General features: G+C 63.6%; 21 protein-coding genes. All 21 read right to left on the minus strand.

Annotation, left to right across the window (positions count from 1 at the left end; translation table 11 throughout):
* Nucleotides 1–57 precede the first annotated feature (57 nt).
* The 21 genes from L0962_RS13015 to L0962_RS13120 all read right to left on the minus strand — a co-directional run bounded on the left by L0962_RS13015 (nucleotide 58) and on the right by L0962_RS13120 (nucleotide 25,099).
* Nucleotides 58–1,050: a FecR domain-containing protein gene (locus L0962_RS13015; RefSeq protein WP_234086870.1), complete on the minus strand. Its 993-nt coding sequence runs from the start codon at nucleotides 1,048–1,050 to the stop codon at nucleotides 58–60.
* Nucleotides 1,047–1,541: a sigma-70 family RNA polymerase sigma factor gene (locus tag L0962_RS13020; protein ID WP_234086871.1), complete on the minus strand. Its 495-nt coding sequence runs from the start codon at nucleotides 1,539–1,541 to the stop codon at nucleotides 1,047–1,049. Before L0962_RS13020 ends, L0962_RS13015 begins: the two co-directional genes overlap by 4 nt.
* A gap of 155 nt (nucleotides 1,542–1,696) precedes the next feature.
* Complete coding sequence (locus L0962_RS13025; protein ID WP_234086872.1) at nucleotides 1,697–4,102, minus strand: TonB-dependent siderophore receptor; 2,406 nt, start codon at nucleotides 4,100–4,102, stop codon at nucleotides 1,697–1,699.
* A gap of 86 nt (nucleotides 4,103–4,188) precedes the next feature.
* Nucleotides 4,189–5,187, minus strand: coding sequence for a FecR domain-containing protein (locus L0962_RS13030; protein WP_234086873.1), 999 nt, complete (start codon nucleotides 5,185–5,187; stop codon nucleotides 4,189–4,191).
* Between the two features lie 4 nt (nucleotides 5,188–5,191).
* Nucleotides 5,192–5,713: a sigma-70 family RNA polymerase sigma factor gene (locus tag L0962_RS13035; protein WP_234086874.1), complete on the minus strand. Its 522-nt coding sequence runs from the start codon at nucleotides 5,711–5,713 to the stop codon at nucleotides 5,192–5,194.
* Between the two features lie 133 nt (nucleotides 5,714–5,846).
* Nucleotides 5,847–7,055: a PepSY domain-containing protein gene (locus L0962_RS13040; protein ID WP_234086875.1), complete on the minus strand. Its 1,209-nt coding sequence runs from the start codon at nucleotides 7,053–7,055 to the stop codon at nucleotides 5,847–5,849.
* Nucleotides 7,056–7,060: 5 nt separating this feature from the next.
* Nucleotides 7,061–9,307, minus strand: a complete 2,247-nt coding sequence (locus tag L0962_RS13045) for a TonB-dependent receptor (RefSeq protein WP_234086876.1) — start codon at nucleotides 9,305–9,307, stop codon at nucleotides 7,061–7,063.
* 92 nt (nucleotides 9,308–9,399) lie between these two features.
* Nucleotides 9,400–10,434 (minus strand): FecR domain-containing protein, encoded by a 1,035-nt coding sequence (locus L0962_RS13050; protein WP_234086877.1) that lies wholly within the window; start codon nucleotides 10,432–10,434, stop codon nucleotides 9,400–9,402.
* A 14-nt stretch (nucleotides 10,435–10,448) separates the two neighbouring features.
* Nucleotides 10,449–10,946, minus strand: a complete 498-nt coding sequence (locus L0962_RS13055; protein ID WP_234086878.1) for a sigma-70 family RNA polymerase sigma factor — start codon at nucleotides 10,944–10,946, stop codon at nucleotides 10,449–10,451.
* A gap of 240 nt (nucleotides 10,947–11,186) precedes the next feature.
* Nucleotides 11,187–12,044 carry a methyl-accepting chemotaxis protein gene (locus L0962_RS18245; RefSeq protein WP_301332266.1) on the minus strand — a complete coding sequence of 286 codons (858 nt, stop codon included), beginning with the start codon at nucleotides 12,042–12,044 and terminating at the stop codon, nucleotides 11,187–11,189.
* Entirely contained in the window at nucleotides 12,029–12,493 is a 465-nt protein-coding gene (locus tag L0962_RS13070) for a PAS domain-containing protein (RefSeq protein WP_234086879.1), read from the minus strand. Before L0962_RS13070 ends, L0962_RS18245 begins: the two co-directional genes overlap by 16 nt.
* Before the next feature lie 201 nt (nucleotides 12,494–12,694).
* Nucleotides 12,695–12,850 (minus strand): hypothetical protein, encoded by a 156-nt coding sequence (locus tag L0962_RS13075; RefSeq protein WP_234086880.1) that lies wholly within the window; start codon nucleotides 12,848–12,850, stop codon nucleotides 12,695–12,697.
* On the minus strand, nucleotides 12,847–13,968 hold the full coding sequence (locus L0962_RS13080; protein ID WP_234086881.1) for a PepSY domain-containing protein: 1,122 nt from the start codon (nucleotides 13,966–13,968) through the stop codon (nucleotides 12,847–12,849). The genes L0962_RS13075 and L0962_RS13080 overlap by 4 nt, the downstream gene beginning before the upstream one ends.
* A 72-nt stretch (nucleotides 13,969–14,040) precedes the next feature.
* Entirely contained in the window at nucleotides 14,041–16,464 is a 2,424-nt protein-coding gene (locus L0962_RS13085) for a TonB-dependent receptor (protein ID WP_234086882.1), read from the minus strand.
* Nucleotides 16,465–16,585: 121 nt separating this feature from the next.
* On the minus strand, nucleotides 16,586–17,548 hold the full coding sequence (locus L0962_RS13090) for a FecR domain-containing protein (RefSeq protein WP_234086883.1): 963 nt from the start codon (nucleotides 17,546–17,548) through the stop codon (nucleotides 16,586–16,588).
* On the minus strand, nucleotides 17,545–18,036 hold the full coding sequence (locus L0962_RS13095) for a sigma-70 family RNA polymerase sigma factor (RefSeq protein WP_234086884.1): 492 nt from the start codon (nucleotides 18,034–18,036) through the stop codon (nucleotides 17,545–17,547). The genes L0962_RS13090 and L0962_RS13095 overlap by 4 nt, the downstream gene beginning before the upstream one ends.
* 179 nt (nucleotides 18,037–18,215) lie before the next feature.
* Nucleotides 18,216–20,678, minus strand: a complete 2,463-nt coding sequence (locus tag L0962_RS13100) for a TonB-dependent siderophore receptor (protein ID WP_234086885.1) — start codon at nucleotides 20,676–20,678, stop codon at nucleotides 18,216–18,218.
* 90 nt (nucleotides 20,679–20,768) lie between these two features.
* The gene (locus L0962_RS13105; protein WP_234086886.1) at nucleotides 20,769–21,755 is read right to left on the minus strand and encodes a FecR domain-containing protein; all 987 of its coding nucleotides are present in this window, start codon (nucleotides 21,753–21,755) and stop codon (nucleotides 20,769–20,771) included.
* Entirely contained in the window at nucleotides 21,742–22,239 is a 498-nt protein-coding gene (locus L0962_RS13110; RefSeq protein ID WP_234086887.1) for a sigma-70 family RNA polymerase sigma factor, read from the minus strand. Before L0962_RS13110 ends, L0962_RS13105 begins: the two co-directional genes overlap by 14 nt.
* Nucleotides 22,240–22,701: 462 nt before the next feature.
* Nucleotides 22,702–24,024 (minus strand): hypothetical protein, encoded by a 1,323-nt coding sequence (locus L0962_RS13115; RefSeq protein WP_234086888.1) that lies wholly within the window; start codon nucleotides 24,022–24,024, stop codon nucleotides 22,702–22,704.
* Nucleotides 24,025–24,034: 10 nt separating this feature from the next.
* Nucleotides 24,035–25,099: an ATP-binding protein gene (locus L0962_RS13120; protein WP_234086889.1), complete on the minus strand. Its 1,065-nt coding sequence runs from the start codon at nucleotides 25,097–25,099 to the stop codon at nucleotides 24,035–24,037.
* Between the last annotated feature and the right edge of the window lie 8 nt (nucleotides 25,100–25,107).

Genomic DNA, 25,107 nt, shown 5'->3' on the forward strand with positions numbered 1-25,107 from the left:
AAGGGGGTTCTCCTTTCTTGCCAAGCGAGGGCAGAAAAAGTACAGCGCGCTCGCCGATTATTTCCTGGCGACGACGATCTGGCCGCCCGACGGGTCGTCCGCCCGGAGGGCTTCGACGCGGACCGGCAACGTGTCGGCCAGCGCCGCCAGCGTCCGCTCGGTGTCGGCCAGCGGGTAGGTGCCGGAAATGCGCAGTTGGCGTACAGCCGGCGCGCAGTGCAGCGGTTGTCTGCGGTAACGCGCCAGTTCGTCGATGAATTCGCCCAGTGGCATCGCGTCGGCCACCAGCATGCCTTTGTGCCAGGCTGCATCGGCCGGGGTTTGCGGGCGTCGCTCCAGCAGTCCGCGGCGGTTGAAACGGGCAGCCTGGCCGGCGTTCAGGATGGGCGCTTCGCCGGCGCCGTTCTCGACGTGGATGGCGACCCGCGATTCGAGCACGACGACGGCACTGCTGCCCGATGCCTGCTGTACGGTGAATTGCGTGCCCAGCGCCTGAATCCGGCCCTCGGCCGTCTCGACCAGGAAGGGCGGCGGGTCGCTGCGGGATTGCCGGGCGGTGGCAATCATCAACCGCCCGCGACGCAGGCGGACCAGGCGCATTTTGTCCGAAAACGCGATGTCGACCGCAGAATCGGTGTCCAGCTGCAGGCGACTGCCGTCGGCCAGCACGATTTCGCGTTGTTCTCCGATTGCCGTGACGTGATCCGCCGAGCGGTCGCTAACGCGCCAGCCATGCCAGCCGGCGAATGCGGCGACAAACAGGCCGGCAATGCCGCCCAGCGTGCGCCGCCGGCCACGGCTGACGCCCGGGCGGCGTTCCAGGGCGTCGAAAGCCGGCCGGGTCTGGCCGGCGGGAATGCCGGAAAACAGCGTGCAAGCCGCCTGGGCGCGCTGCCAACCGGCTTCGTGCAGCGCATTTTCGGCACGCCAGGCCTGCCAGCGCCGGCGATCCGCTTCGCTGGCCTCGCCGGAGGAAAGCAGGACAAACCAGCGAGCGGCTTCATGCAGGATTTCCGGGCCGGGCTCGGCCGTGCGGCAGGCCGGGCTCATGGCCGCTCGATCTGCATGCAATGGGTGATCGCCTGCAGCATGTACTTCTTGACCATGCTGAGCGAGACGCCGAGTCGGCCGGCAATGTCGGCATAAGTCAGCCCTTCGAGCTGCGACAGCAGGAAGGCGCTGCGTACCCGGGCCGGCAGGCCGTCGAGCAGGGCATCGATCTGCAGCAGGGCTTCGAGTACCAGCGCCCGCGCCTCCGGGCTCGGCGCCAAGCTTTCCGGCTGCGCCGCCAAGGCTTCGCAGTAGGCCCGCTCGAGGTCCTGCCGCCGGAGGTGGTTGACCATCACGCCATGCGCTACCGTGCGCAGCCAGGCGCGCGGTTCGCGGATTTCATCGAGCTTCGGTGTGCTCAGTACGCGCAGGAAAGTATCGTGGGCGAGATCCGCGGCGCGGTGCGTGCAGCCGAGCTTGCGCCGCAACCAGCCGTGCAGCCAGGAATGGTGATCGGTATAGAGTTCGGCAACGGGGTGGATGGCAGACACGGGCGACTCCGGCAAGGACGAGACCGCTGGCTGGCTACCTGGAGGTTGGCTGGCTATCGAGAATTGTTCTCATTTTCTCGTTATGTGGGGCTTGCCGTCAATCGCAGCGCGCGGTGCGTTTTTGCGGTCGACCGGGCGTCGACCGCAAAAATGGGTCACCAGCGATAGCTGATGCTGCCGATCACTTTGCGTGGCTCGCCGTAGAAACAACCGTAGGTGCAGCTGGCGATGTAGGTTCTGTCGGTCAGGTTGGTGACGTTCAGCGCGAATTTCCACGGACCGGTCCGATAGCTGGCCATGGCGTCGATCAGGGTGAAGCCGGGAACGGTGACGGTCGTTCCTTGTGCCTGGCCGAGCGATTCGTCGAGATAGCGAAGGCCGGCGCCAAGCTTGACGCCGGCCAGCCCGAATGCGTCCAGCGTGTAGTCGCCCCAGAGCGAGACCTGGTTGTAAGGCGTCGAATTGGAACGTTGTCCTTCCAGCTGCGGCTGCAGCGGGCTGGCCTTGAGGGTGCGGGCGTCGGTATAGGCGTAGGCGGCGATCAGATTGCCATGGCGGCCAAGCCGGGTGCGCGCTTCCAGTTCGAAACCGCGCGAGCGGATCCGGCCGGCCTGGATCGAGTAATTGCTGTTGGCGGGATCGGCAACGGTCACGTTGTCCTGAGTCAATTGGTAGATTGCCGCTGAAATCAGCGTATCCGAGCCCTTGGGCTGGTAGCGCACCCCGGCTTCGTATTGCTGCCCGGTGGTCGGTTTGAAGCGATTGCCCAGACGATCCTTGCCGTCGGTCGGCTCGAAGGATTCGCTGAAGCTCACGAAGGGGGCCAATCCGTTGTCCGCCAGGTAGACCAGGCCGGCACGCCCGGTGAAAGCTTGGCTTTTCTCGTTGTCCACCGTCTTGTCATCCGTGAAGAAAGCTTTTTCGTCGTAGCGCACGTAGTCCTGGCGCCCGCCCAGCAGGACGACCCACCGATCGGCGATCTTCACCTGCTCCTGGGCGTAGATGCCCAGGCGTTTCATCTTGCTTCTCCACGAGAACGGGGCTGGCGTGGCACTGCCGAGCGCCTTGCCGTAGACCGGGGCGTAGTAGTCCAGATTGTCCGCGTCGCGGTTGTAGCGTTCGGACTCGTGTTCCGGCAGCGCATAGTCGATACCGATCAAGGCGGTGTGCTGGAACAAGCCGTGCGTCGCCTGGTACTGCAACGAACTGTCGGTGGCGATGGCCGATGAGCGGTCCCAGCGATCCTGGGCGCCGCGGTAGGCCGTCGAGCGCTGGTCGCTGCTCAGCCCCCAGCCCCAGACATAGTTGTATTCGTTTTGCGCGTGGTAGTAGCGCAGGCTGTGCCGGAGCTTCCATTGCGCGTTGAAGGCATGCTCGAAAAGATAACCGACGGAATAGCGTTCGAGCTTGAATTTATCGTAGCCGGGTTCGCCGGTGAACCGCGTGCGCGAAATCCGGCCGTTGACGTTGTTCAGTACCGTGCCCTCGGCCGGCAAGCCGTCGACATAGACCGTATGGTCTTTCTGGTAGTCGGCCAGCAGGGTCAGCGAGGTATCGGCATCGGGTTGCCATTTGAGTGCCGGCGCGATGTAGGTCCGGTTGTCGGGGACATGGTCGATCGCGGTGTCGCTGTCGCGTTTCAGGAAGGTCAGGCGGTACGACCAGTCGCCCTGGCGGTCCAGCGCGCCAGCGAAATCGCCGGAAACCTGCTTGCGATCGAAGCTGCCCAGTTCGGCATTGAGTTCGCGCAGCGTCTCGGTGCTCGGGCGTTTGCTCACGGTGTTGATCAGCCCGCCGGGCGCCGCCGATCCATAGAGCACCGATGCAGCGCCCTTGAGCAGTTCGATGCGTTCAAGGCCGTAGGGCTCCTGCTGGCCGTTGTAGTAATTGACGACGTACAGGCGGCCGTCGCGGAAGATGCTGCTGTTACCGGTTTTGAAACCGCGCAGGAAGAAGGCGTCGCTGGTCCGGTCCTGGCCTTCGACGCGGTTGACGCCAGCGACGTAGCCAAACGCGTCCTGCAGGCTTTGCGATTTCAGTGTCTCGATTTCTTCGGCGCCGATGATGGTGATCGATTGCGGCGTCTCGACGATCGGCGTGTCGGTCTTGGTCGCCGTGGCGCTGCGCCTGGCCGCGTAGCCGTCGAGCGCCCCCCAGGCGTTTTCCCGCTGGGCGTCTGCCGTCACCGTCAACGGCGCCAGCGTTGCCTCTCCCGGGAACGATGCCGGTGCCTTGCGCAAGGTGTAGGTGCCGGTATCGCTTCTGACCAGTTCCAGCCCGCTGCCGCTCAGGGCCGCATGCAGCGCCTGTTCCGGCGACAGCCGGCCGCGCACCGGTGCTGCCTGACGATTGCCGACCAGGGTGCTGTCCACCGTCAGGGCCAGACCGGCGTCGCGGCCGATCCGGTTCAGCGTCGTGGCCAGCGGGGCGGCGGGAAGGTCGTACGACTGGAGGGCGCCGGTCTGGCCGTGGGCCGTCGGGAGTATGGCGCCGTTGAGCGCCAGCAGCAGGCTCAGGGCGAGCGGACGCAGGAAGACGGTGGCGGGGCGGCAACGAGGCATGGGCAAACTCCTTGAATGGGGAAATGAATGACGCTTCCCTGTTTGCCGAACCACTTCCGGAAAGTGATAGGCCTGCCGCGAAAAAATCAGGGCCCGGGTTTTCCTTCGATGCGGACCAGCCAATCGCCATGTTTGACGACGCGCACCGGCAGCGAAGCGGCGAGCGCCGCCAGGGCGCGTTCGCCGTCGTCGAGCGGCAGCGTGCCGGTGACGCGCAGGTCGGCGATCTCCGGCGCCACGTGCAGCAGGCCGGGCCGGTAGCGCGCCAGTCGGGCGACGACGGTGGCGAGCGGTGCGCCGTCGAGCACCAGCATGCCATCCAGCCAGGCATCGGCACCCGTATCGGCGGCCGGTAGGCGGTAGGGCTCATCGGTGGCGATTCGCCACTGCTGGCCGGCGTCGACCCGGCGCTCGGCCGGGCATGGACTGGCCCGGTCGGTCGGGCAAGGCGCCGGACGCACGAGCACGGCGGATTCGGTGACGGAAAGCTCGGTCGTATCCGCTTCATGGCGGACAACGAAGCGCGTGCCGAGGGCATGCAGGCTGCCTTGTGCGGTCAACACCACGAACGGCCGAGTTTCCGCCGGATCGCCATGGGCGGTTTGAACGTGGATTTCCCCCTCGCGCAGGCGGATGGCGCGGGTTTTTTCGTCGAAATCGAGGTCGACCGCAGTACGGGCGTTGAGCACGATGACGGTATTGTCCGGCAGCGTGAAGGTTCGCCGTTCGCCGGTTCCGGTACGGTAATCGGCGAGCAGGCCGGCGACCGGCTGGAAACGGTCGAGTACGGCGGCACCCAGGCCGAGCGCCATGCACAGGGTCAGCGGGACGGCCGCCGTTTTCCACACGGCCTTGCGCCGCGGTTTCGTCAACGTCCGGCGGATGCAAGCCTGGGCCGGCAGATCGGATAGTTCGGCGTCGATGCGGCACAGTTGCCGCCATGCCCGGGCGTGCTCGGGATGCGCCGCCAGCCAGGCTGCGTGGGCCGTGCGCTCGGTATCTTCGGCGTCGTCCAGGCGCAATTGCCAGGCGATGGCCTCGTCGAGCACGCGCCGGGAAACCGGCGTGTCGTCGTGCGGTTTCATCGGATCAGGCGGCAGGGCCGTAGCGCAGTTCGTAGCACTGGCGCGCCACGGCGGCCAGGTACTGGCGCACGCGCGGCACCGAAACACCGAGCGAGGCAGCGATCTCGCCGTGCGTCAGGCCGTCCAGCCGGCTGTACAGCCAGGCGCTGCGCGCTTTGGCGGACAGGCCGTCGAGCAGACGGTCCACTTCCATCAGCGCTTCCAGCGCCAGTTGCCGTTGTTCGGGTGATGGCGCCGCACTTTCAGGCTCGGCGGCTAGCGACGCCAGGTAGGCCCGTTCCAGTTCGCGCCGGCGGAACTGGTCGACGACCAGACCGCGTGCAATGGTGGTCAGGTAGGCGCGCGGTTCACGCAAGTCGGCCAGCCTGTCCTGCCGGCTGCCGAGAATGCGCAGGAAGGTGTCGTGGGCGAGATCCGCCGCCTGCTGCCGGCAACCGAGCTTATGGCGCAGCCAGCCGAGCAGCCAGTGATGGTGGTCGGCATAGAGTTCAGCGACGGGATGGGCAACGGGGTGGGTGGCAGACACGGGCGACTCCGGCTATGACGAGACCGTTGGCTGGCTACCCGGAGGATGGCTGGCTATCGAGAATTGTTCTTATTTTCGGGTCGACCGCAGGCTGGCGTCAAATCCTGATTCGATGCAGTGCCGACATTGTCAGTCAGGAAGGCTTGCTTGCGCGCATTCGACGTGCCCGCCGCTTCTTCCACCACAGGTAGATGCCGGTGACCGACAGCATGGCGACGATCATCCCGATCGCCGTCGCTGCGAGGCGGTAAGGCATTCCCCAGAGATGGGCGAGATGCAGCGTCAGCAGCCAGGTGCTGACGGTATCGCCACCGGCAGCGCCGGTCGGGAGGAAAACGCCGAGTTGGCGACCGTCGTTGGCGTCGAAGACGACCGTGGTGTTGCCACGTTTTTCGTTGACGTCCAGTTGGCTGCGCACGCGGTAATGGAAGCTCGCACTCCGCGGGTCGTAACGCAGGCTGCTTTCTTCGTGGACGATGAAACCGCGCGTCCGGCTTTCGGCCGCCATCAGTTGCCGCGCGCGTGCCAGTGCCGCCGGCCAGGCCAGTCCCGGTTGCGGCTGTGCCCGTGGGAGGCGCGGCGCCAGCGTTCTCGGTTCCGCTTGATGATCGAACAGCGAATTCATGACTGGCGTATAGACCTCCGGCAGGTTGAAGGCGACACTGCTCCAGGCGAAGACGAAGAGTAGTGCCCATGGCCACAGCCCGCCGGCACGATGGAGGTCGTAATGGCGTTTGTAGCTGCCGGCCTGCCAGCGCAGCTTCCAGGCCGGTCCCCAGCGGCGCAGCCAGTTGCGCCAGCCGGCATTGGCCGGGCGTCGGGCGGGGGCCGGAAAGGTCAGCCAGGCCCCGGCGAAGCAGTCGATTGTCCAAAGCAGCGCGACGATACCGAGCAGCAGCTTGCCCGTCTTGCCCAGGGCGAGCGAGCGATGCAGTTCGTACAGGAACGGCGCCAGATTGTGGATGCCTTCGCCGATCTCCCCGTGGTGGCGGGCGCCGAGCAGTTTGCCGGTGTAACGGTCGACGAAGACCGTGTCGACCGCGAGCGGTTTTCCGTCGCTGGCTTGCAGCCAGAAGACGGCCGCGCGGTCCGCTCGGCCGTGCAAGGTCAAATAATGGATGCTGGCTTGCGGATAGTGTTCGAGCACCGCAGCCCGCAACTGCAGCGGGTCGAGCGGCGCCTGCCCGTCGCTCGGCGGGACGATCCGCAGCCAGCCGGGATTGACCGCCGCATCGATCTCTTCGTACCAGACCAGCAGGCTGCCGGTCAGCCCGGCGACGACCAGAAACAGGGCCATCGTCAGGCCGACGACCCGGTGCAGGACGACGATCGACCGCCGCATCGGGATCAGAAGCGGGCGCTCAGGCCGATCCGGAATTCGCGTCCCGGTTCGCGCGAGCCGACGACGCCGGCGAAGCCCGGAATGTGCTGGAAGTCCTCGGTGGTCGCGTGGTCGAGATAGTCCTTGTCGAACAGATTCCTGATGCTGATGCTGAGCGTGTAGTCGTCGCGGCCGGTCGGACGCCAGCGGGCATAGACGTCATGCACGCCGTAGCCCGGCTTGTCGACCCGGCCGACGCTGGTCCATTGGTCGTCGATACCGCGCACGAAACGCCCCTGCCAACCCATGTCGACCCGCTCGCTCATCGCGTAATCCGCGCTGGCGGTGACCGTGTTGCCCTGGCTGATGCCGAGGCCGTTGTGGGCATAGCCGTTGGGGACCTCGTCGTTCAGCGTGAGCAAATTGCGGTGGTAGTTGATGGCCAGGCTGAGGCGCTGCCAGCGGTAACCGGCATGCAGCAGGAAGCCGCGTGAGCGGAGTTCGCCGACGTTTTCGTAACGGCTCGGGTTACCGAGCGGGTCCAGAATGGCATTGTCGATCCGGGTGTCGTACACCTTGCCGCCGAAGCGCAGGTGATCGTCGTTTTCGTATTCGAAGCCGAGCTCCGACGAGCGCGCCTTCTCGGCCTTCAGTCCGGGTGCGTTGGTTGCCACCGACATCTTGAAGGCATCCATGTTGCCCGGCCCGCGCAGCGAACGCGAATGGCCGGCGAGCAGCAGCAGTTCCGGGGTCAGCGCGTAACTGAAGCCGATGTTCGGGCTGTAGCCGCTGGCGGTCAGCCGGCTGCCGCTGTCGTCGACCACTTCGTAGCGGTCGTGGCGGACGCCGACGTCCATGTGCAGCGGTTCGGCCAACTGGATGCGATCCTGGACGAAGAAACCCTGTACCTTGCCGTGGCCGTTCTCTTCGTGCGGGTTGGCCAGCGAGCCGGCGTTGACCTTGTCCCGGCGGTAGTCGGTGCCATAGGTCAGGCGATGGTTGGCGAAACTGCTGGTATTGCGCAGGTCGAAGCCGGTCGATTCCATCTGGGCGAGATAGACGCCCCAGCGGCCGATCACGTTCTGCTGGAAGTCGGTGTTCGTCCGGTAGACGTTGCCGGCCAGGTCAATCAGCGGATTCTCCGATTTCCAGGTGTAGCCGGCATTCCAGGTCTTGCGCTCGCTGCGCATCGGGTAGGCCGGATTCCATGCGCTGCGCACCCATTGCGGACGCTGGTTGCGCATGCCTTGGTTGTCGTGCCGGTCGTAGGTCAGGCGGAGGGTCTGTTCGCGCGTCAGTTTGCCGACGATCTTGAAGAAGCTCGATTCCTGTTCGGAGCCCGTGCTATAGACCTGCTTGCCGCCGCCATCCTTGTAGTCGCTCTGATCGAGGCGGGTCAGCGAAGCCATGCCCGACCAATTGTCGCCGAGGCGGCCGAAGAGCGTGGTGTGCGCCTTGTAGCCTTCGGCGTTGCTGGTGTATTCCCCCTTGACCAGGGCACCGGCCCGTTCTCCCTGGCGCAGCATTTCCTCCGGGTCCTTGGTGATGAAGCGGACGGCGCCGCCGAGCGCACCGGGGCCGGCCGTGGCGTCGACGACGCCGGGCATGATCTCGACCCGGCTGATCAACTCCGGTTCGAGCTGCAGCCGGCCGGCATGGTGAAAGCCGCGGTTGCCCTGGACCGTGCCGTCGATTGAGACGCTGACCAGGGTGTCCTCGATGCCGCGCACGAAGATCTTCTGGGCGATGCCGTGGCCGCCGCCGACCGCGACTTCCGGCTGGCCGGCGAAGATGTCCTCGAGGTCGTTGGCGGCATAACGTTGCAGCGTCTTGGCATTGACCCGGCCCGGCGTTGCGGCGCTGCCGGCGAGGCCGGCGGTGACCCGGACCGGCGCCAGGGTTGCTTCGCCACTGGTGGGTGCCGGGATCGCGCGGCGCAGCCCGTACTTGCCGCTGGCATCGCGGAAGCCTTCGAGGCCGCTGCCGTCGAGCAGACGGTCGAGGCCTTCCTGTGGGGTGTAGGTGCCGCGCAGTCCGGCGCTGTTCAGGCCGCTCACCAGCTCGCTGGGGAAGGCGAGCAGGATGCCGGCTTCACGGCCGAAGCGATTGAGCGCGTTTTCCAGCGAACCGGGGCCGATGTCGTATTTCTTGTGGGTGCTTGCCGCACTGCTGGCGGTGCCGTCGGCATGGGCCGCCGGTGCCAGCGCGGTGCTCGTCATGAGGGCGACGGCAACGCCAAGCAGCGTGCGGCGGAAGGGATGGTCTTGAGTCATGATCGAATCCTTGAATGGGGTGGCAAGCATCGAGGCTTACCCTCCATGTCTCTTCAGATCCGCAAACAGCTCAGCCCGGCGAAAATATTTTTCTAGCTGCGGTGCGCCGGTCTGACCGTCGCCCAGTAACGCGTCACGTAATGAATCTCGACCGGCAGCGTGCTGCGCAGCGCGTCGAGGATGCGCTCCGGCTCGGCCAGCGGGAAGGAGCCGGAGATTCGCAACTCGGCGATCGCCGGGTCGCAGCGCAGGCGGCCGCGGCGGTGGCGGTCGAGTTCGGCGACGAAATCGGCGAGACGCATCCGGCTGGCGACCAGCATCCCGTCCTGCCAGGCGATCCGGTCGGCATCGGCGGGGCCGGTGGCGAGTACCGCCGGCTCGGCGAATTCGGCGCTTTCGCCAGCGTCGACCGTCAGCCTGCGCTGGTCGGCGGTCGGCCGAATCTCGACCGCGCCGGCGAAGACATCGAGACGTGTGCGGTCGGCGTGCAGGCGCACCGCGAAGCGAGTGCCGATCGGCACCAGTTCGCCGTGCGGCGTCTTCACCACAAAACGACGGGCCGGTGCATACGCCTCGTCGCGGCCGGTATCGACGAGGATTTCACCGCGCAGCAACTGCACCTCGCGGGTTTTTGCCGAAAAAGCGATATTGACCGCGGTATCGCTGTTGAGCAGCAAGCGGCTGCCGTCGGCCAGTTGCAGGCGACGACGTTCGCCGGTGGCGCTGCGCTCGTCGGCGACCCAGACCGGCCATGGCGTGTGTCGGTGCGCCGCCAGCAGGGTGCCGCCGGTGAACAAGGCACCGACCAGCAGCTTGATCGCCTGCCGCCGCTTGGGCGAGGCCGGCTGGGTCAGCGCCGCCTGTGCCAGCGCCGAACCGAGCGGCGAGGCGAGGTGGCCGAAACGGGCATTGACCGCTTCGATGTGCCGCCAGGCCCGCTCGTGCGCCGGATCGGCCTGTCGCCAGCGGTCGAAGCCCTCGTGGAGGGCGGCATCGGTGCCGGCGGCCTGCAGGTCGATCAGCCAGGCGACCGCCTGCCGGGCCACTTGCGGAGAAATCTCGGGAATCCTGCGGTCGACCGGGGGAAATGGGGAAAATCCCTGGGCCGGCGGGGTTTTCGGGGGCATCGATTGGCTGCGCATCAATCCACCGCCAGCGCGAAATAGCATTGCGCCGCCGCCTTGGTCAGGTAGCGCTTCACCGAGCTGAGCGAGATGTTCAGTTCGGCGGCGATGTCGGCGTGGCTCATGCCATCCAGTTGGGCGTGCAGGAAACAGCGTTTGACGACGCTTGGCAGACCGTCCAGGAAGCGGTCGATCTCGACCAGGGTTTCGATCAGGCTAGCCTTTTCCTCGGCCGAGGGCTCGATCGCTTCCGGCCAGTGCGCCAGGGTTTCCAGGAACGCCCGCTCGATCCTTTCGTGGCGCCAGTGATTCGACAGCACACGCCGCGCGACGGTGGTCAGAAAGGCGCGTGGCTCTGACAGGGGCGGTATCTCGTCGTGGTTGAGCAGGCGGAGGAAGGTGTCGTGGGCGAGGTCGGCGGCCTGGTGGGTGCAGCCGAGCTTCTTGCGCAGCCAGGCGTGCAGCCAGCGGTGGTGCTCGGTGTAGAGGGTGGCGACGGGGTGGGCAGCGGACACGGGCGACTCCGGCAATGACGAGACCGTTGGCTGGCTACCCGGAGGATGGCTGGCTATCGAGAATTGTTCTTATTTTCGGGTCGACCGCAGGCCGGCGTCAAATCCTGATTCGCCGTGCCGGCATTTACGTTCAGCCAGTTTTCCTTGCGCGGACCGCAGAAGTGCTGCTTCGCCTCGTCAGGGTCTGCGCTCGGGATCGCGAGTCGTGGGCCTCGAATCGCTTCTTCCAAGGAATTCGCGTCATGCCTCCAGATGGGTGACGATGTCGAGGAGATTCGCCACGCTGTCGTCAACGCCGACAATACGCGCACGCACGTGTTGCACCTTGGCCTGACCACTGGTCGAGATTTCACGGATGCGGCCGATCTGGCATGCGATCTGCCGGGTCAGTTCGGTGTTCGCGTGGGCGACATTGCCGATTTCGGCGGTGGCTTCGGAGGTCTTCGTGGCGAGCTTGCGAACCTCGTCCGCCACGATCGCGAAACCTCGTCCGCTTTCTCCGGCCCGCGCGGCTTCTATCGAAGCGTTGAGGGATAGCAGGTTGGTTTGGTTGGCGATGCTTTGGATGGTGACGACGATTTCGTTGATGCACTCGATCTGGTCGTCGAGTCGGGTGCTGACGGTGGTGGCTTCGTTGGAATGGCGTGCGATTTCGTCGGAAATCGCTACCACCTCGTCGAGTTGCTCCTTGGCTTCGTGCGCGATCTGCGATGTTTGACGCGAAGCGACGGTGGCAACCGTCGTCGCATCGAGTTTGGCGTTGACCCGGTTGGTGATGTCGGCGGCGAACTTGATGACCTTGTACACTCGGCCATGGGTGTCGACAATCGGGTTGTAGGTGGCTTCAACCCACACCCGCTCGCCGGCGCTGTTGATCCGCTCGAAACGATCGGCCACGAAGTGTCCGTCCGCCAGGCGCCGCCAGAAGTCCGGGTGCTCGCGGTAGAAGGTCTCGGTACAGAACATCGAGTGATGCTTGCCCTGAATCTGGGGCAACGAATATCCCATCGTGCGCAGGAAATTCTCGTTGGCGGTGAGGATCGTGCCATCGGGGGCGAATTCGATGACCGCGAGGGCGTTGTTCAGTGCGCTGAACATGGCCGTCTTTTCGAGCAGGGAACGGTGTTTTCCGTGACGTCGGCAGCGATCTTGATGATCTTGACGATCTTGCCGGCGGCATTCCTGACCGGAAAATAGGAGGCTTCAAGCCAGACGGTCTGACCGGACTTGGTGAGCCGCTCGAATGTGTTTCGATGGGGATCGCCCTGCGCGAGATCGTGCCAAAAGGCCGCGTATTCTTCCGTTGTCGTGTAGGCCGGTGGGCAAAACATGCGGTGATGATGGCCGCGGACTTCGTCGAGGGTATAACCCGTGGCAGCGAGAAAGCTGTCGTTGGCGTCGAGGATGATGCCTTCCGGCGTGAATTCGATATAGGCGAGATTTTGTCGTATGGCGTTCAACTCGTCGCGATAGCGTGCGATCTCCCGTTCCAGATCGTCGCGTAGTGTCGCCAGGGCGCGTTGGCATTGCGTTTTTCGAATGAACATGACGTCTCCTCGGAATGCAACATGCCATACGATAATTCATTTTGAGTACGTTGAGCTTGTTTGCCATGTTGCCAGGCAGGCAGCTACCTCGAACTTCCGGGCGCAGGACCGAAAATGAGCCCCGGCGACGCCCGCCGTCAATGTCCGGGGAAAACCGGCCGACCTTGCGGTCGACCGCAGGATTGCCGCAAAAATGCCCGATCAGCGCCGGTACCAGCCGAACCACAGCGCAACACCGACCGGCAGCGCGAGCATCAGCGTGGCGACTTCGTCCCAGGCGTTGTCGAACAACAGCCCGACCAGCAGGGCGGCGGCGCTGAGCAGGCCGAGCACGATGGGCCAGAACCAGATTTTCATGCTTGCGCCTCCGTGGCTTCGTCGAGCAGTTCCTCGCGGCGCTTGCCGCGTTTCTTCAACCACAGGTAGAGGCCGCTGCTGAGCACGACGATGGTCAGCAGGTCGAGCAGCGCCCAGACGATCTTCAGCGGTAGGCCGCTGTAGTCGCCGAAGTGCAGCGGCTGAGAAATCAGCAGGGCCTGCATGTACCAGGGCATGTCGCGGCTGTCGGTCAGTTCGCCGGTCTGCGCATCGATCAGCGCCGGGCGCAAAAGACGGGAAGTGACCGGCGTGTTGCCGCGCATGAACACGGTGTAGTGGTGCGGGCTGGACATCAGGCTGCCGGGGAAGGCGACGAAGCGGACTTCCATGTCGGGTACGCTATGCCGGGCGGTGTCGAGGGCGGTCTGCACCGAACCGGTGGTTTCGAGCGGCGGCGCGTTGCGGTAGGGCGCGATCATCTGTGCCATCTGGTCGCCCTGCCAGATGCCGAGCAGCGGCATGACCAGCGTGTTGAGGCTGCCGGTCAGCCCGACGACCAGTGCCCAGACGACGGTGACGATGCCGATCAGGTTGTGCAGGTCCAGCCATTGCAGGCGCGTCCGGCGCCGCCGCACGGTGCCGAAGTCCAGCTTGCGCATGAAGGGATGGTAGAGGACGACGCCGGAGACGATGGCCAGCGCGAACAGCAGCCCCATGAAGCCCATGAACAGCAGGCCGGGCAGGCCGACGAAGAGGTCGGTGTGCAGTTTGAGCATCAGGTACATGAAGCCGCGCTCGTTCGGCTCGTCGAGCACGGCGCCGGTACGGCTGTCGACGGCAACGAACCAGTAGTCGTCGGGCGGCGCGCTCATCGAGCCGGCCATGTTGGCGAGCGTGACGTGCGGGTGCTCATGGGCGTCCCAGATCAGGTAGCGGACGACCTTGTCCGGGCGATGCGCCTGCGCCGCGGCGACGATGCGGTCCATCGACAACTCCGGCGTATCCGCCGGCATGGCCGGCGCCTCGACCTCACCGGACAGATGCTCGATCTCTTCGTGGAAAATCAGCGGCAGCCCGGTCAGGCACAGCAGCAAAAGGAACAAGGTGCAGATCAGGCTGCTCCACTTGTGGATCAGCGACCAGAGTCGGAAATTCATGAATGCTCCGGAAAAGATAAAGGCGGAGGAGCGATCTCCGCCGCCGTGGCTGCGGTCAACCCGCGGTTTTCGTTAAAAATCCACACTGCCCGAGATCAACAGCGTGCGCGGTGCGCCGAGATAGAGATACCCCTCGTTCGACGAGGCCCAGTAGTTCCGGTCGAACAGGTTCTCGATGTTGGCGCGCAAGGTCACCGGCTTGTCGCCGAGCTTGGTCCGGTAGCGGGCGCCGACGTCGAGCCGCGTCCATGACGGCAGTCGCAGCAGGTTGGCCTGATCCGCATACTGCTTGCCGGTATGGATCACGCGGGCGTTCAGGCCGAGGCCGGGAAGCAGGCTGTTGTCCCAGTCGATGCCGAGGTTGGTCTGCAGGCGGGCCACGGCCACGGCGTCCTTGCCATCGTAGGTCCCGTCGGCCGTTTTGGTCTGCTTGCCCTGCATCAGCGTCAGACCGCCGAGCAGGCGGACGTCGCGGGCCAGTTCGCCGAACACGGCGAATTCGGCGCCGCGATTGCGTTGCTCGCCGTTGACACCGTAGGTGCCGCCGGAGACGAAGGCGCTCGGGCGTTCGATCTGGAACAGGCTGAAGGTGGTGGCGAGGCGGCCCCAGTCGATCTTGGCGCCGATCTCGATCTGCTTGGTCTTGATCGGCGGAAAGATTTCGCCCGGGTTGCTCACGCCCGCCACCGGCGCGACCGGCCCCTTGGACAGCCCCTCGATGTAGTTGCCGTAGAACGACAGGTTCTTGCGCGGCTGGACAACGAGGCCGACGACCGGCGTGATCCGAGATTCGTCGTACTTGCCGCCGGACGGATCGCCGGTCGCGAAGTTGTAGGCCTGGGTCTCGACGTTCTGGTGGCGAGCGCCGAGGGTCAGCTTGACCTTGTCGTCGAGGAAACTCAGGGTGTCGGCCAGCGCGTAGCTGGTCAGCGTCGTGTCGTTGTAGTTATTGAGCTTGATCGTGGCGCTGCCGACGTCCGGCGTCGAACTGTAGGTCGGATTGTAGAGGTTCGAGCTGCGGGCCGCCCAGAAGGTGTCGAAGTCGATCTTGGCATCCTGGACGACGCGCGACGCATTGACCGCGACCTTGTGTCCGACCGGCCCTGTCGCGAAGCGCCAGTCGGCACCGGCCTCGTAGGCATTGTTGATGACTTGGTAGATCTGCCAGGCCGGCGAGGAGGAAAAGTCGCCGGCCGTGTTGAGCAGCGAGGGATTGCCGGTCAGCGCATTGAGTTCGTGCCGGCGGGTGCCGAGGCCGGCGTAGATCGTGATGGCGTCGGTCAGATCATATTCGGCGCGGGCGACGATCATCTTGTCCTGGGTTTTCGAATAACCGAAACCGGGATAGGCCAGACTGGCTTCCGGTGCCTTGGGCAGGGCGGTCAGGGTTCCGGCGGCGATGAACTGGCGCACCGCGCCGTCGATGCGCTGGTTCTGGTACAGCAGGTCGAGCGAAGCGCGCAGGCGTTCGCCGCGGTAATCGAGGCCCAGCGAATAGACCTGATCGGTCTGTTCCTGGTTGTCGGTCGTCGTGTCGCCGCTGCGGTAGGCGCCGTTGAAACGCACGCCGAATTCCTTGTTTTCGCCAAAACGCCGGCCGATGTCGGCATGCACGCCGAAGATCGAATCGGACAGGTAACTGGCGCTCAGCCGGGTCAGGGCTTCCTCGCCCGCCCGCTTGGGCACGATGTTGATCGCGCCGCCGACGTTGCCGCTGGGCGGCATGCCGTTGAGCAAGGAGGATGGGCCCTTCAGCACTTCGACGCGCTCGGCCATTTCGACCGGCACGCGGTAGTAGGGCATCAACCCGTACATGCCGTTGAGCGCGACATCGCCACTGGCGACCGTGAAGCCGCGGATCGAGAAATCCTCGTTGATGTTGCTGCGCGCACTGGCCAGCCGTACCGACGGTTCGTTGACCAGCAGGTCGGACAGGCTGCGCGCCTGCTGGTCCTCGATGACCTCGGCGGTGTAGCTGGTCTGGTTGAACGGCGTTTCCATGAAATGGGTATTGCCGAGCAGGCCGAGACGACCACCCTTGGCCACCTGGCCGCCGGCGTAGGCGCGCGGCAGTTCGCTGCCGCTGTCTTCGCGCGCGGTCACGGTGACCGGTGCCAGCGAGCTTTCCCCGGGCAATTGTGCCGGCAGTTTGCGCAGGCTGTAGCGTTTGCCGCCGGTGGGCAGGGCTTCATAGCCGGTACCGGCCAGCAGTCGCGCAAAACCGCCGTCGACCGAATACGGTCCGCGCAAGCCGGCGCTGTGCAGACCGTTCAATTGTCCGCCGTCGAAGGCCAGCGTCACGCCGGCGGCGCCGGCAAAGCGGCTCAAGGTTTCGGCCAGCGGGCCGGCCGGAATGTCGTAACTGCGATTGGCCGCGACGCCGGCTTCCGGCATCGCGTTACCGGCGGCTTGCGCCGGTAGCGCGACGCTCGCGCACAGCAACATGGCCTGCATGGCGGCAACGACGGGGCGAAGAATAAACGGGGAAGGATTCATGGCATCTCGTTCAGTGATGAATGGAAGGGGTATCACTGGGAGGACGGACGAGCCGGGGCAAAAATGCAAACCCGGCCCTGTTTTTTTCGGGCCGGGTGCAACGCCCCTGAAAACGGGGAAGTCAGCTGAGGCGCGGGACGACGCGGGCCCAGTAGCGGGTCCGGTATTCGATCTGAACCGGAAAATTCTCGGCCAGCGCGGTCAGGGCTTCGTCGGTGTTGTCGAGCGGAAAGGCGCCCGAGATGCGCAGGTCGGCAATCTCGCCTGCACAGGCCAGGTGGCCGCTGCGATAACGCGACAATTCGGCGAGCACTTCATCCAATGGCCGGTCGACGACGATCAGGCTGCCGTTTGTCCAGTCGGCGCTTCCCGGCGCGTTGACAAACGGCCGTGCCAGTCGATCGTTCTGGAAGGCCAGGCTTTGTCCGGCTTCGATGCGTTGTCGAATTTCCGACTGCGTAGCCGGCGAGACTTCGACGGCTTTTTCGAGCACGCTCACCGTGGTTTGATCGCGTTCGACGCGGACATTGAAGCGCGTACCCAGCGCAAGAATCCGTCCATGGGCGGTGTCGACCCTGAAAGGGCGGGGCGGGGAAATCGGGTCGGGGTGCGTGGTGACCAGGATTTCCCCGGCGTGCAAGCGGAGCAGTCGCTGGTCGGCATCGAAACGGACGTCGACGGCCGTCCGCGTGTTGAGTTGTAGCAGGGAGCCGTCGGCCAGTTGCAGATCGCGCCGTTCGCCGGTCGCGGTACGCAGATCGCTCGACCATTCGCGCCAGGGCGACTGGCGATAGGCCAGCATGCCGCCGGCCCCCAGAACGGCGAACAGCGCCAGCTTGCGCAAGGCGTTGCGGCGTGCGCCCGAGGCGCCCAGCGTCGGAACGCTCAAGCGCCCCGGTACCCGGTCGAAGCGTCCGCAGACCGTTTCCACCTTGTGCCAGGCTTGGCGGTTGGCATCGCTCGCCTGCAGCCAGGTTTGCCATTCGTGTTCCAGCGATGGCGTTACCGTTGCGCCGCGCAAGCGTGCATACCAGTCGGCGGCTTCGTGGATCGAGCGGGTTTGCGGATCGAGCGGCGAGTTCATGGCAAGGCCAGGCAGCAATGCGCCATCGCCCTGGCCACATGGTTGTTGACCGAGCGGAGCGAGATATTCAGCCGGGCGGCGATTTCGGCATAGCCGAGGTTGTCGCACTGGGCCAGCAGAAAGGCTTGCTTGACCTTGGGACCGAGCCCGTCGAGCAGCCGGTCCAGTTCGAGCAGTGCTGCCTTGAACAGCGCCGATTCCTCGGCCGACGGCCATTCGTTTTCCGGCAACGCGGCCAGCGCCTCGAGATAACTGCGTTCGAGTTGCTGGCGACGGAAAAAATCGACGGTCAAACGGTTGGCGATCGTCGCCAGGTAGGCGCGGGGTTCGCGAATTTGCGCTTCGGCCCGGCCGAGCATGACCTTGATGAACGTGTCCTGCATCAGGTCGGCCGCCTGTTCGGGGCATCCGACCTTGCGGCGCAGCCAGCTTTTCAGCCAGGCGTGGTGGTCGGCATAGAGTTCGGCAACGGGCGGGGCGGCAGACATGGGGGACTCCGGCTACGGCATGGTGCGTTGGCTGGCTACCCGGAGGATGGCTGGCTATCGAGAATGGTTCCTATTTTCTCGGTGCGATGCGTTGGCGTCAATCGTCTTGCGCGTCGGCGCGGAAAATTGCGGTCAACGACCGGTTGACCGCAAAAATGCCGCCGGGCGTCCCTCTGTTGTCAGAAACTGCCGCGCAGGCTGAGCATGAAGTTGCGCGGCGTGCCGTAGTAGGTCCCGTTGCGGGTGCCGCCGATGGCCGAGAAGTAGGTCTTGTCGGTGACGTTGCCGACGTTAAGCGCCAGCGACCAGGTCGGATCGATGCGGTAGGCGGCGCGCAGGTCGAGGATGGCGCGGCCGGGGTTGCTCACGCGGACGCCATCGATGATATAAGCCTCGCTCTGCGCGGCCAGGGCGCCGCCGATCGTCCATCTTTCCCACGTGCCGGGCAGACGATAGCTGGTGGCGGTGCGAAACAGGTTGCGCGGGGTATCGGAACTGATCGAGGCACCGCTTTCATCCTGGGTTTTCAGGTGGGTGTAGCCGGCCGAGACCTGCCAGCCGGTAGCCAGTTGGCCGGCCACTTCGAGATCGACGCCCTTGCTGCGCATCAGGCTGGCGTTGGTGTAGCAGTCGTTGGTCGTGATCCCGGGGCACATGCCGGCATTCGCTGCGTCGTACAGCGCGACGTCGCGTTTCTTGATGCTGAACAGGGCCAGCGCGACGTTGAGCTTGCCGTCGAGCAGTTCGCCTTTCAGACCGGCCTCGTAGTTGGTCCCGACGGCCGGCTTGAGCGGATTGCCGGAAAGCGTCGAGTACTGGCTTTGCGGGACGAAGGTGCTGGCGTAACTGGTGTAGAGCGACCAGCGCCGATCCAGGTCGTAGACCAGGCCGGCGTAGGGCGTGAACTGGGCGTTTTCCTGATAGTCGTTGGTGACCTTGCCGGTGATCCGGTTGTCGGTGTGGAAGTCGTACCAGCTGAAGCGGCCGCCGAGCAGCAGGTGCAGCGGTTCGGCCAGTTGCAGCCGTGCGCTGCCGTAGATGCCGAACTGCCGGTTGCGATCCTTCAGGTCGTTGGCGAAGGCCGGGGTATCGGGTTCGGGGATCAGCCCGTGGTCGAAGTTGAATACGTCGACCGGCGTGTTCAACGCAATCGTCGTCGACCGGAAGGTGGATGTCATCGTCGACCAGCTGGTCCCGAACATCATCTGGTGGTCGCCGCCCCAGGCCTCGAAACGCCCCGTGACGTGGGCATCCAGGGCACTGGCGGTGATGTCGCGGTCGACGAAGTACAAGCTGGCCATCCGGGTGCCGGTCATCGTCGCCGGGTCGATCGCGCCACGGGCCGAGCCCAGTTTCTGGTCGATCGTCGTCCGGCTCTGGTTGAAGGTCAGCTTGGCCTGCCAGTTGTCGTTCAGACGATGTTCGAGTTCGACGAAGGCGTCGTCGATGCGCGCTTCATGGCGGTTCCAGTTCTGCGCCAGCGAGGTCGAACGGGAAAGGGGCAGGGGACGGCCGTCGGTGAAGCGCGGCAGACCGAAGATGGCGTAGCCGTCGATGTTCACTTCCTGATGGCGGAATCCGGCGGTGGCCTTGGTGTCGCTGCCCAGATCGGCGTCGACGACGGCGTAGAGCATCGGTTCCTTGGCGTGCGCCACGTCGTAGAAGAACTTGCGGTCCTGATACACCGCCACCACCCGGCCGCGCAGCGTGCCGGCTTCATTGAGCGGGCCGCCGCCGTCGACTTCGGTGCGGTAGTTTTCCCAGGAACCGATGCTGGCGACCACATCGAGATGCTTTTCCGCACGCGGGCGCTTGCGCACCATGTTGACCACGCCGCTCGGGTCGCCGACGCCGACTGCCAGCGCGCCTGCGCCGCGCAGGACTTCGACGCGATCGAAAACCGCCGTGTCCATCGGCACCCAGCCGGTCGGGTTGTAAACACCGCCGCCGCCGACTCCGTCGATCAGGTAGTTCTGGGTGGGAATCTCGAAGCCGCGCAGGATATAGACGTGGGAGCCGAAGTTGCGCTGGGATTTCGATGTGCCGGTGGTCTGCGCGATGACGTCCTCGACGGTGACCAGATTCTGGTCGTCCATCTGCTGGCGGGTGACGACGGTGACCGATTGCGGCGTCTCGCGGATCGACAGCGGCATCTTGCCGAGGCTCAATACTCGCGTGGTGTAGGACCCCGTACCTTCGGTGGTCGGATTGCGTTCCGTGCTGGCGGTGACCGTCATCGGCGCCAGTTGGGCTTCGCCACCGACCGGCAAAGGAATCCTGCGCAGCAGATAGCCGCTGCCTTGCGGCACGGCCTCCAGGCCGGTCTGCCGCAGCAATTCGCGCAAGGCGACGCCCGGCGTGTAGCTGCCGTTCACGCCCGGGCTGCGCAAGCCGCCGGTCAGTTCGGTGGAAAACGAGATCAGCAGGCCGCTTTCGCTACCGAAGCGTTTCAGCGTATCGGTCAGATTGCCGGCCGGAATGGCGTACTGGCGACTGCTTTCCTGCGCCATGGCCGGGCCGGCCGGTAACGCCGCGGTGATGGCGAGCGAACCCAGCCACAGGCCGCGGATGGCTTGCGCCAACAAACGCTGGCGAGAGAATGCCGCCCGGCGTTGCGGCGTCCGGCAGGTGTTTTTCCCCATGGAGATCCCTTTCGTTGAGTGTCTGGAAAACGAGCTTTCGTTATCCATGCCCCGCGAAAACGGGAAAGGGATCAGGTCCCGGGCAAATAATCAGGCCGGCAGGATTTCGTGACGGGTCCGTCCCCACCAGCGTTGCCGCGTTTCGACGCGAATTGGCAGGGTGCGGACGAGCATGCCGAGAACCGCCGGTGGATCGCCCAGCGGATAGCTTCCGCTGACCTTGAGTGCCGCCAGGGCAGGGGAGCAGTCCAGCGGCTGGCCGCTCAGGCGGGCGAATTCGGTGATGAAGGCGGGCAGGGGCATGTCCTCGACGACGAGCATGCCGTGCATCCAGGCGAGGTCGGTGCCGTGGCTCGCGGATACGGTCGACACCGCGTGCACCGAAAAATCCGCCTGCTGGCCGGTTGCCAGCACGCGTGCATCGTCGTTCGCCGAGCGCGGCCGCAGCGCGACCCGGCCCTGGTAGACGGCGACATGGCTATGTGTGCCATCGGCCAGCGTCCGCACGGTAAACCGGGTGCCCAAGGCTTGCGCGCGGCCTTGGGGGGTATCGACGAAAAACGGCCGGCCGGCCGGGTCGACCGCAGTCGTCACGTGGATTTCGCCACGCCGCAGGATCAACCGGCGTTCGAAGGCATCGAAGTGGATGTCGAGCGCGCTGTCGGCATTGAGATCGACGTAACTGCCATCGTGCAGCGTGAGTTGTCGGCGTTGGCCGGGCGCAGTACGTTCGCTGGCCAGCAAAATCGGCAACTCGCGGTGGTTGACCGCAAGCAGCGTCGCGCCGCCGCCGGCCAGCAGGAGTGCCAGCCGCTTGATCGCCAGGCGGCGCGATTTTCGGGGCGCCAAGGTGGCGTGCGCCAGCGCAGCCGGAACCTGCTTCAACCCGGCACCGAAGGCTTCGAGTTTTGCCCAGGCCGCCCGGTGTTCCGGCGCCGCATCGTGCCAGTGTTGCCAACGCCGGCGCAGATCGGCGTTGGCGCGATCCTCGCTGAGTTCGATCAGCCACAGCGCCGCCTGATGACGCACATCGGCCGGCTCTCGCATCATCAAGGTGGATTTTTCAGTGTTGGACATCGTCGAAACAACAAGCAACCAGTGCTCGGGCAATGTGGCGCTTGACCGTGGGAATCGAGATGCCGAGACGCTGTGCAATGTCGGATTGCGTCAGGCCATCGAGCTGGAACAGCAGGAAGGCCCGGCGAATGACGGGGCCCAGCGCATCCAGCCGGCGGTCGATCTCGATCAGCGTTTCCAGCATCAATGCCCGTTGCTCGGGCGATGGTGCGCTGGCTTCCGGCATTTGCGCCAGCGCTTCCAGCCAGGCCTGTTCGAGTTTCTGCCGACGGAAATGGTTGGCGACCAGGCCTTGTGCCACCGTCGTCAGAAACGCGCGCGGCTCGCGGACGTCGAGCGGCACGTCGCGAGCCAGCAATCTCAGGAAAGTGTCCTGGGCCAGATCGGCGGCCCGGTGAGTGCAACCCAGTTTCTTGCGCAGCCACGCGTGCAGCCAGCCGTGATGGTCTGAGTAAAGTTCGGCAACGGGATGGGTGGCAGCCACGGAATGAAGTCCATTGTTCAGAGATTCGTGGCTGGCTAGGCGACTGGTGTCGATGGCTGGCTATCGAGAATTATAGTCGGGTGACACAAATCTAGGTCTTGGTTTTTTTTGTAACTGACTGATTCTTTGGACTCCGCTTTTTCCTGGGGGGTTAGATCGCGGTCAATCAATTGACTGCAATCTAACCCCCCACGCCATGAAGTGTTGCAATTCTGCCCCTCGTCCGCTGCGCCGACACCACAAAGTAGCCCCTCAGCCCTAACCAGCAAATTTCACCAACCGATGAAGCGTGTCATTTCTGAGGGGGCGAGGGCTTGGTTAGGGGGACTGGGAGGACGACTTTGTGCGGACTGCTAGCTAAATAAGCAATATCAGCACCGAAGGAGCGGTTGGTCAGCACGATGAGGGGATGGCGCAAATTGAGGTGTGCTAGCAGCGCGAACGCTTTTGCTAGACCAGTATTCACGCTACTGCCAAGTAGATCCCTCGTTCCCAACTTGTCGAATGCCTGGCTAAAATCACGCTGATTGGGAAGTATCCGTGCTCCCTCCAGCATCCGAGCCGACCTGACCAACGATTACAAGCTGTCAACCAGCTTTCATTAAAACGTGTGGTGTCGGTCCTACTGATTTCGAGTAGAAAACGATGCCATTCGTTGGCAATTTTCTCTGCCGCTATCTGGGTGGCTGCCAATATGGCGCGCACGAAACTTTTATCCTCAAGCATTTTGAATGAAATCGAACGTTGTGCGCTCAGCAATTCCATAATTGCGTTAGATGAGAACTCAGTACTAAATCTCCTCTCTTCAAGAACCTCAGAGAGATGCTCAAATTGGGCACGAAAGATTAGCTTTGCGTGGACCAAAGGTGGAACAGTTGGGTCATCTGGAACTGGAACTCCAAAACTTGGCATGCGGAGATTTCGACGATAGTCATTAAGTTCGCATCCCCAGGGAAGTTGGCGAGCAATGTCGTAGGCTGGCACGCTAAGATATTTCAATGGCCGTTCAAAACTGATATCGACCGAAAAAGGACCGAAGATATCAAGGTCCGGAGCGGACTTAGGGCTTGGAATGTTCGAATCAGGAACAAGTGCCCTAAGTACTGCGAATACTGCTCGGCGTCTGTGTTGCTCCTCCCCTTCTTCAAGGAAACGCGTCGTGTCCCACCCCAAAGCACATGGCCAAAGGATGCGCTGCTCGTCATTAATTTCTCTTAGCCACCGGTGGATGAGATCGAGTCGATGGAGGTGATCGGGTGGCCTCCAGGCATCAAGCTTCCGCTCAATCAACACACTGCCGCCAAAGGGGTGTCCGCACTTTCTGCAGGAAAATTTAGGAAGGCGATCATTGTTTCCCAGATAATATGCAGGCGTCTTTGCACCGCAACGATCACAAATGCTGAGATGTGGCTCCTTGTGGATTGGGCAATCGTCGAATCCATCGATTTGAGCAATTGCCGCCTGAAAGCCTGAGCTCATGCACGTACGACAGTACCGTAGCGTTTGGTCGCCTGCCAACGCACCATGCATGTACCACGAAAGCCTGGAGAGGCTTGAGTCTTGAATCAGACGCGCGAGCGAAGCGGCTGGCTCGTTTAACGACTGCGGTGGTTTCGGCCGCAAGAGACTGGCACCCGCAGGGCTTTTCCAACAAATCACTTCTTTGAAGTAGCTTGCAGGAAGGGCGTTGGCATGGATGAGCTTCGCCACGATGGAATAGGGCCCTTCTCCCAGTGCATTCCATTGAGAATGCCAAATGAGTCCGCCAAGCGTGGGGATTGCCATGAAGGTATGGCTAGATCAAGGAGTCGATAAACTTGGAATGAAGAACGGCCGCATCCCAATCGTCCGGGGTGCTCTTGAATTTCGCCACGTCGATTGCCATCTGCCCGGTTAGAAACTGGGTCACCGTATCGCCTACCCACTGCATCCCGATGTCACCAAGCTTACGGTTGACGCTGGCGGCTGATCGAACGAATGCGTCCCACGCATTTTGGGCTTCATCGGCGAGACGCCAACCGCTTGCATACGCCAGTGGAAGAAAGAACTCTGAATAGCTTAGTTTGGAGCCAGCTGGATACTCACAGCGCTTAATATTGTCATATTCTGACAGGAAGAACTTTAAATCCTCGATGCTGCGAATGCCGGCGAATGATTCTGGCTTCATCAGGAACCTCGCCCATAGATCCTTGCGCTTAGATCGGAAGCTTGAAGCTAGCTCTTCCAGCCTGAGGTCACCGAAGATCACCGTCGAGAGAACATAACGATCGTCCTGACGAAGTTGGTTTGAAAAATCCCGCAGGAATGTGTACTCACGTCCCCCCCAGTTCTGTCCTTCATCAATGAATAGACAGAAGTGCCTTCCCCCTGCATTAATACATGCAGTAATAATTGCACCGCGAAGGCGACTGGAACGGTCCTGTGCGCTACCGTCGATTGGGAGCCCAAAGGCGATGAGGAGATCGCCATAGAATGTCCGTTCTGTTACTGCATCGTGAGTTATTGCGCTCACGAGTTGACTAGCTACGTCCGGGAGAACATCTGTAAGGTGTCGCGCAATCATCTCAAGTGCCGTAGATTTCCCAGCACGAAAGTCGGCCAGGAAGGAGCATCCTAGGCGCTTAAATCTCACTGCATCGCTAGCGATGAGAAAGGCGTCCTTAATCGCATTGGTCAGGATTTGCACTGGCCGTTGATATATCGGATGGTTAGTAAGATGATATTCGCGATCAGGACCTGCACTTAGCGTAGCTGAGCGCAATGAGTTGCTGCGTTCACTTTGTTCCTTATTTTCTGCTAAGGAACAATTTTTCATGGTTTCTTGCTGCGTGTCGTGAATGTCAATTTCCAAGTCAGACATGACTGGTG

This window comes from Azonexus sp. R2A61, from assembly GCF_021401135.1.
Lineage (GTDB): Bacteria > Pseudomonadota > Gammaproteobacteria > Burkholderiales > Rhodocyclaceae > Azonexus.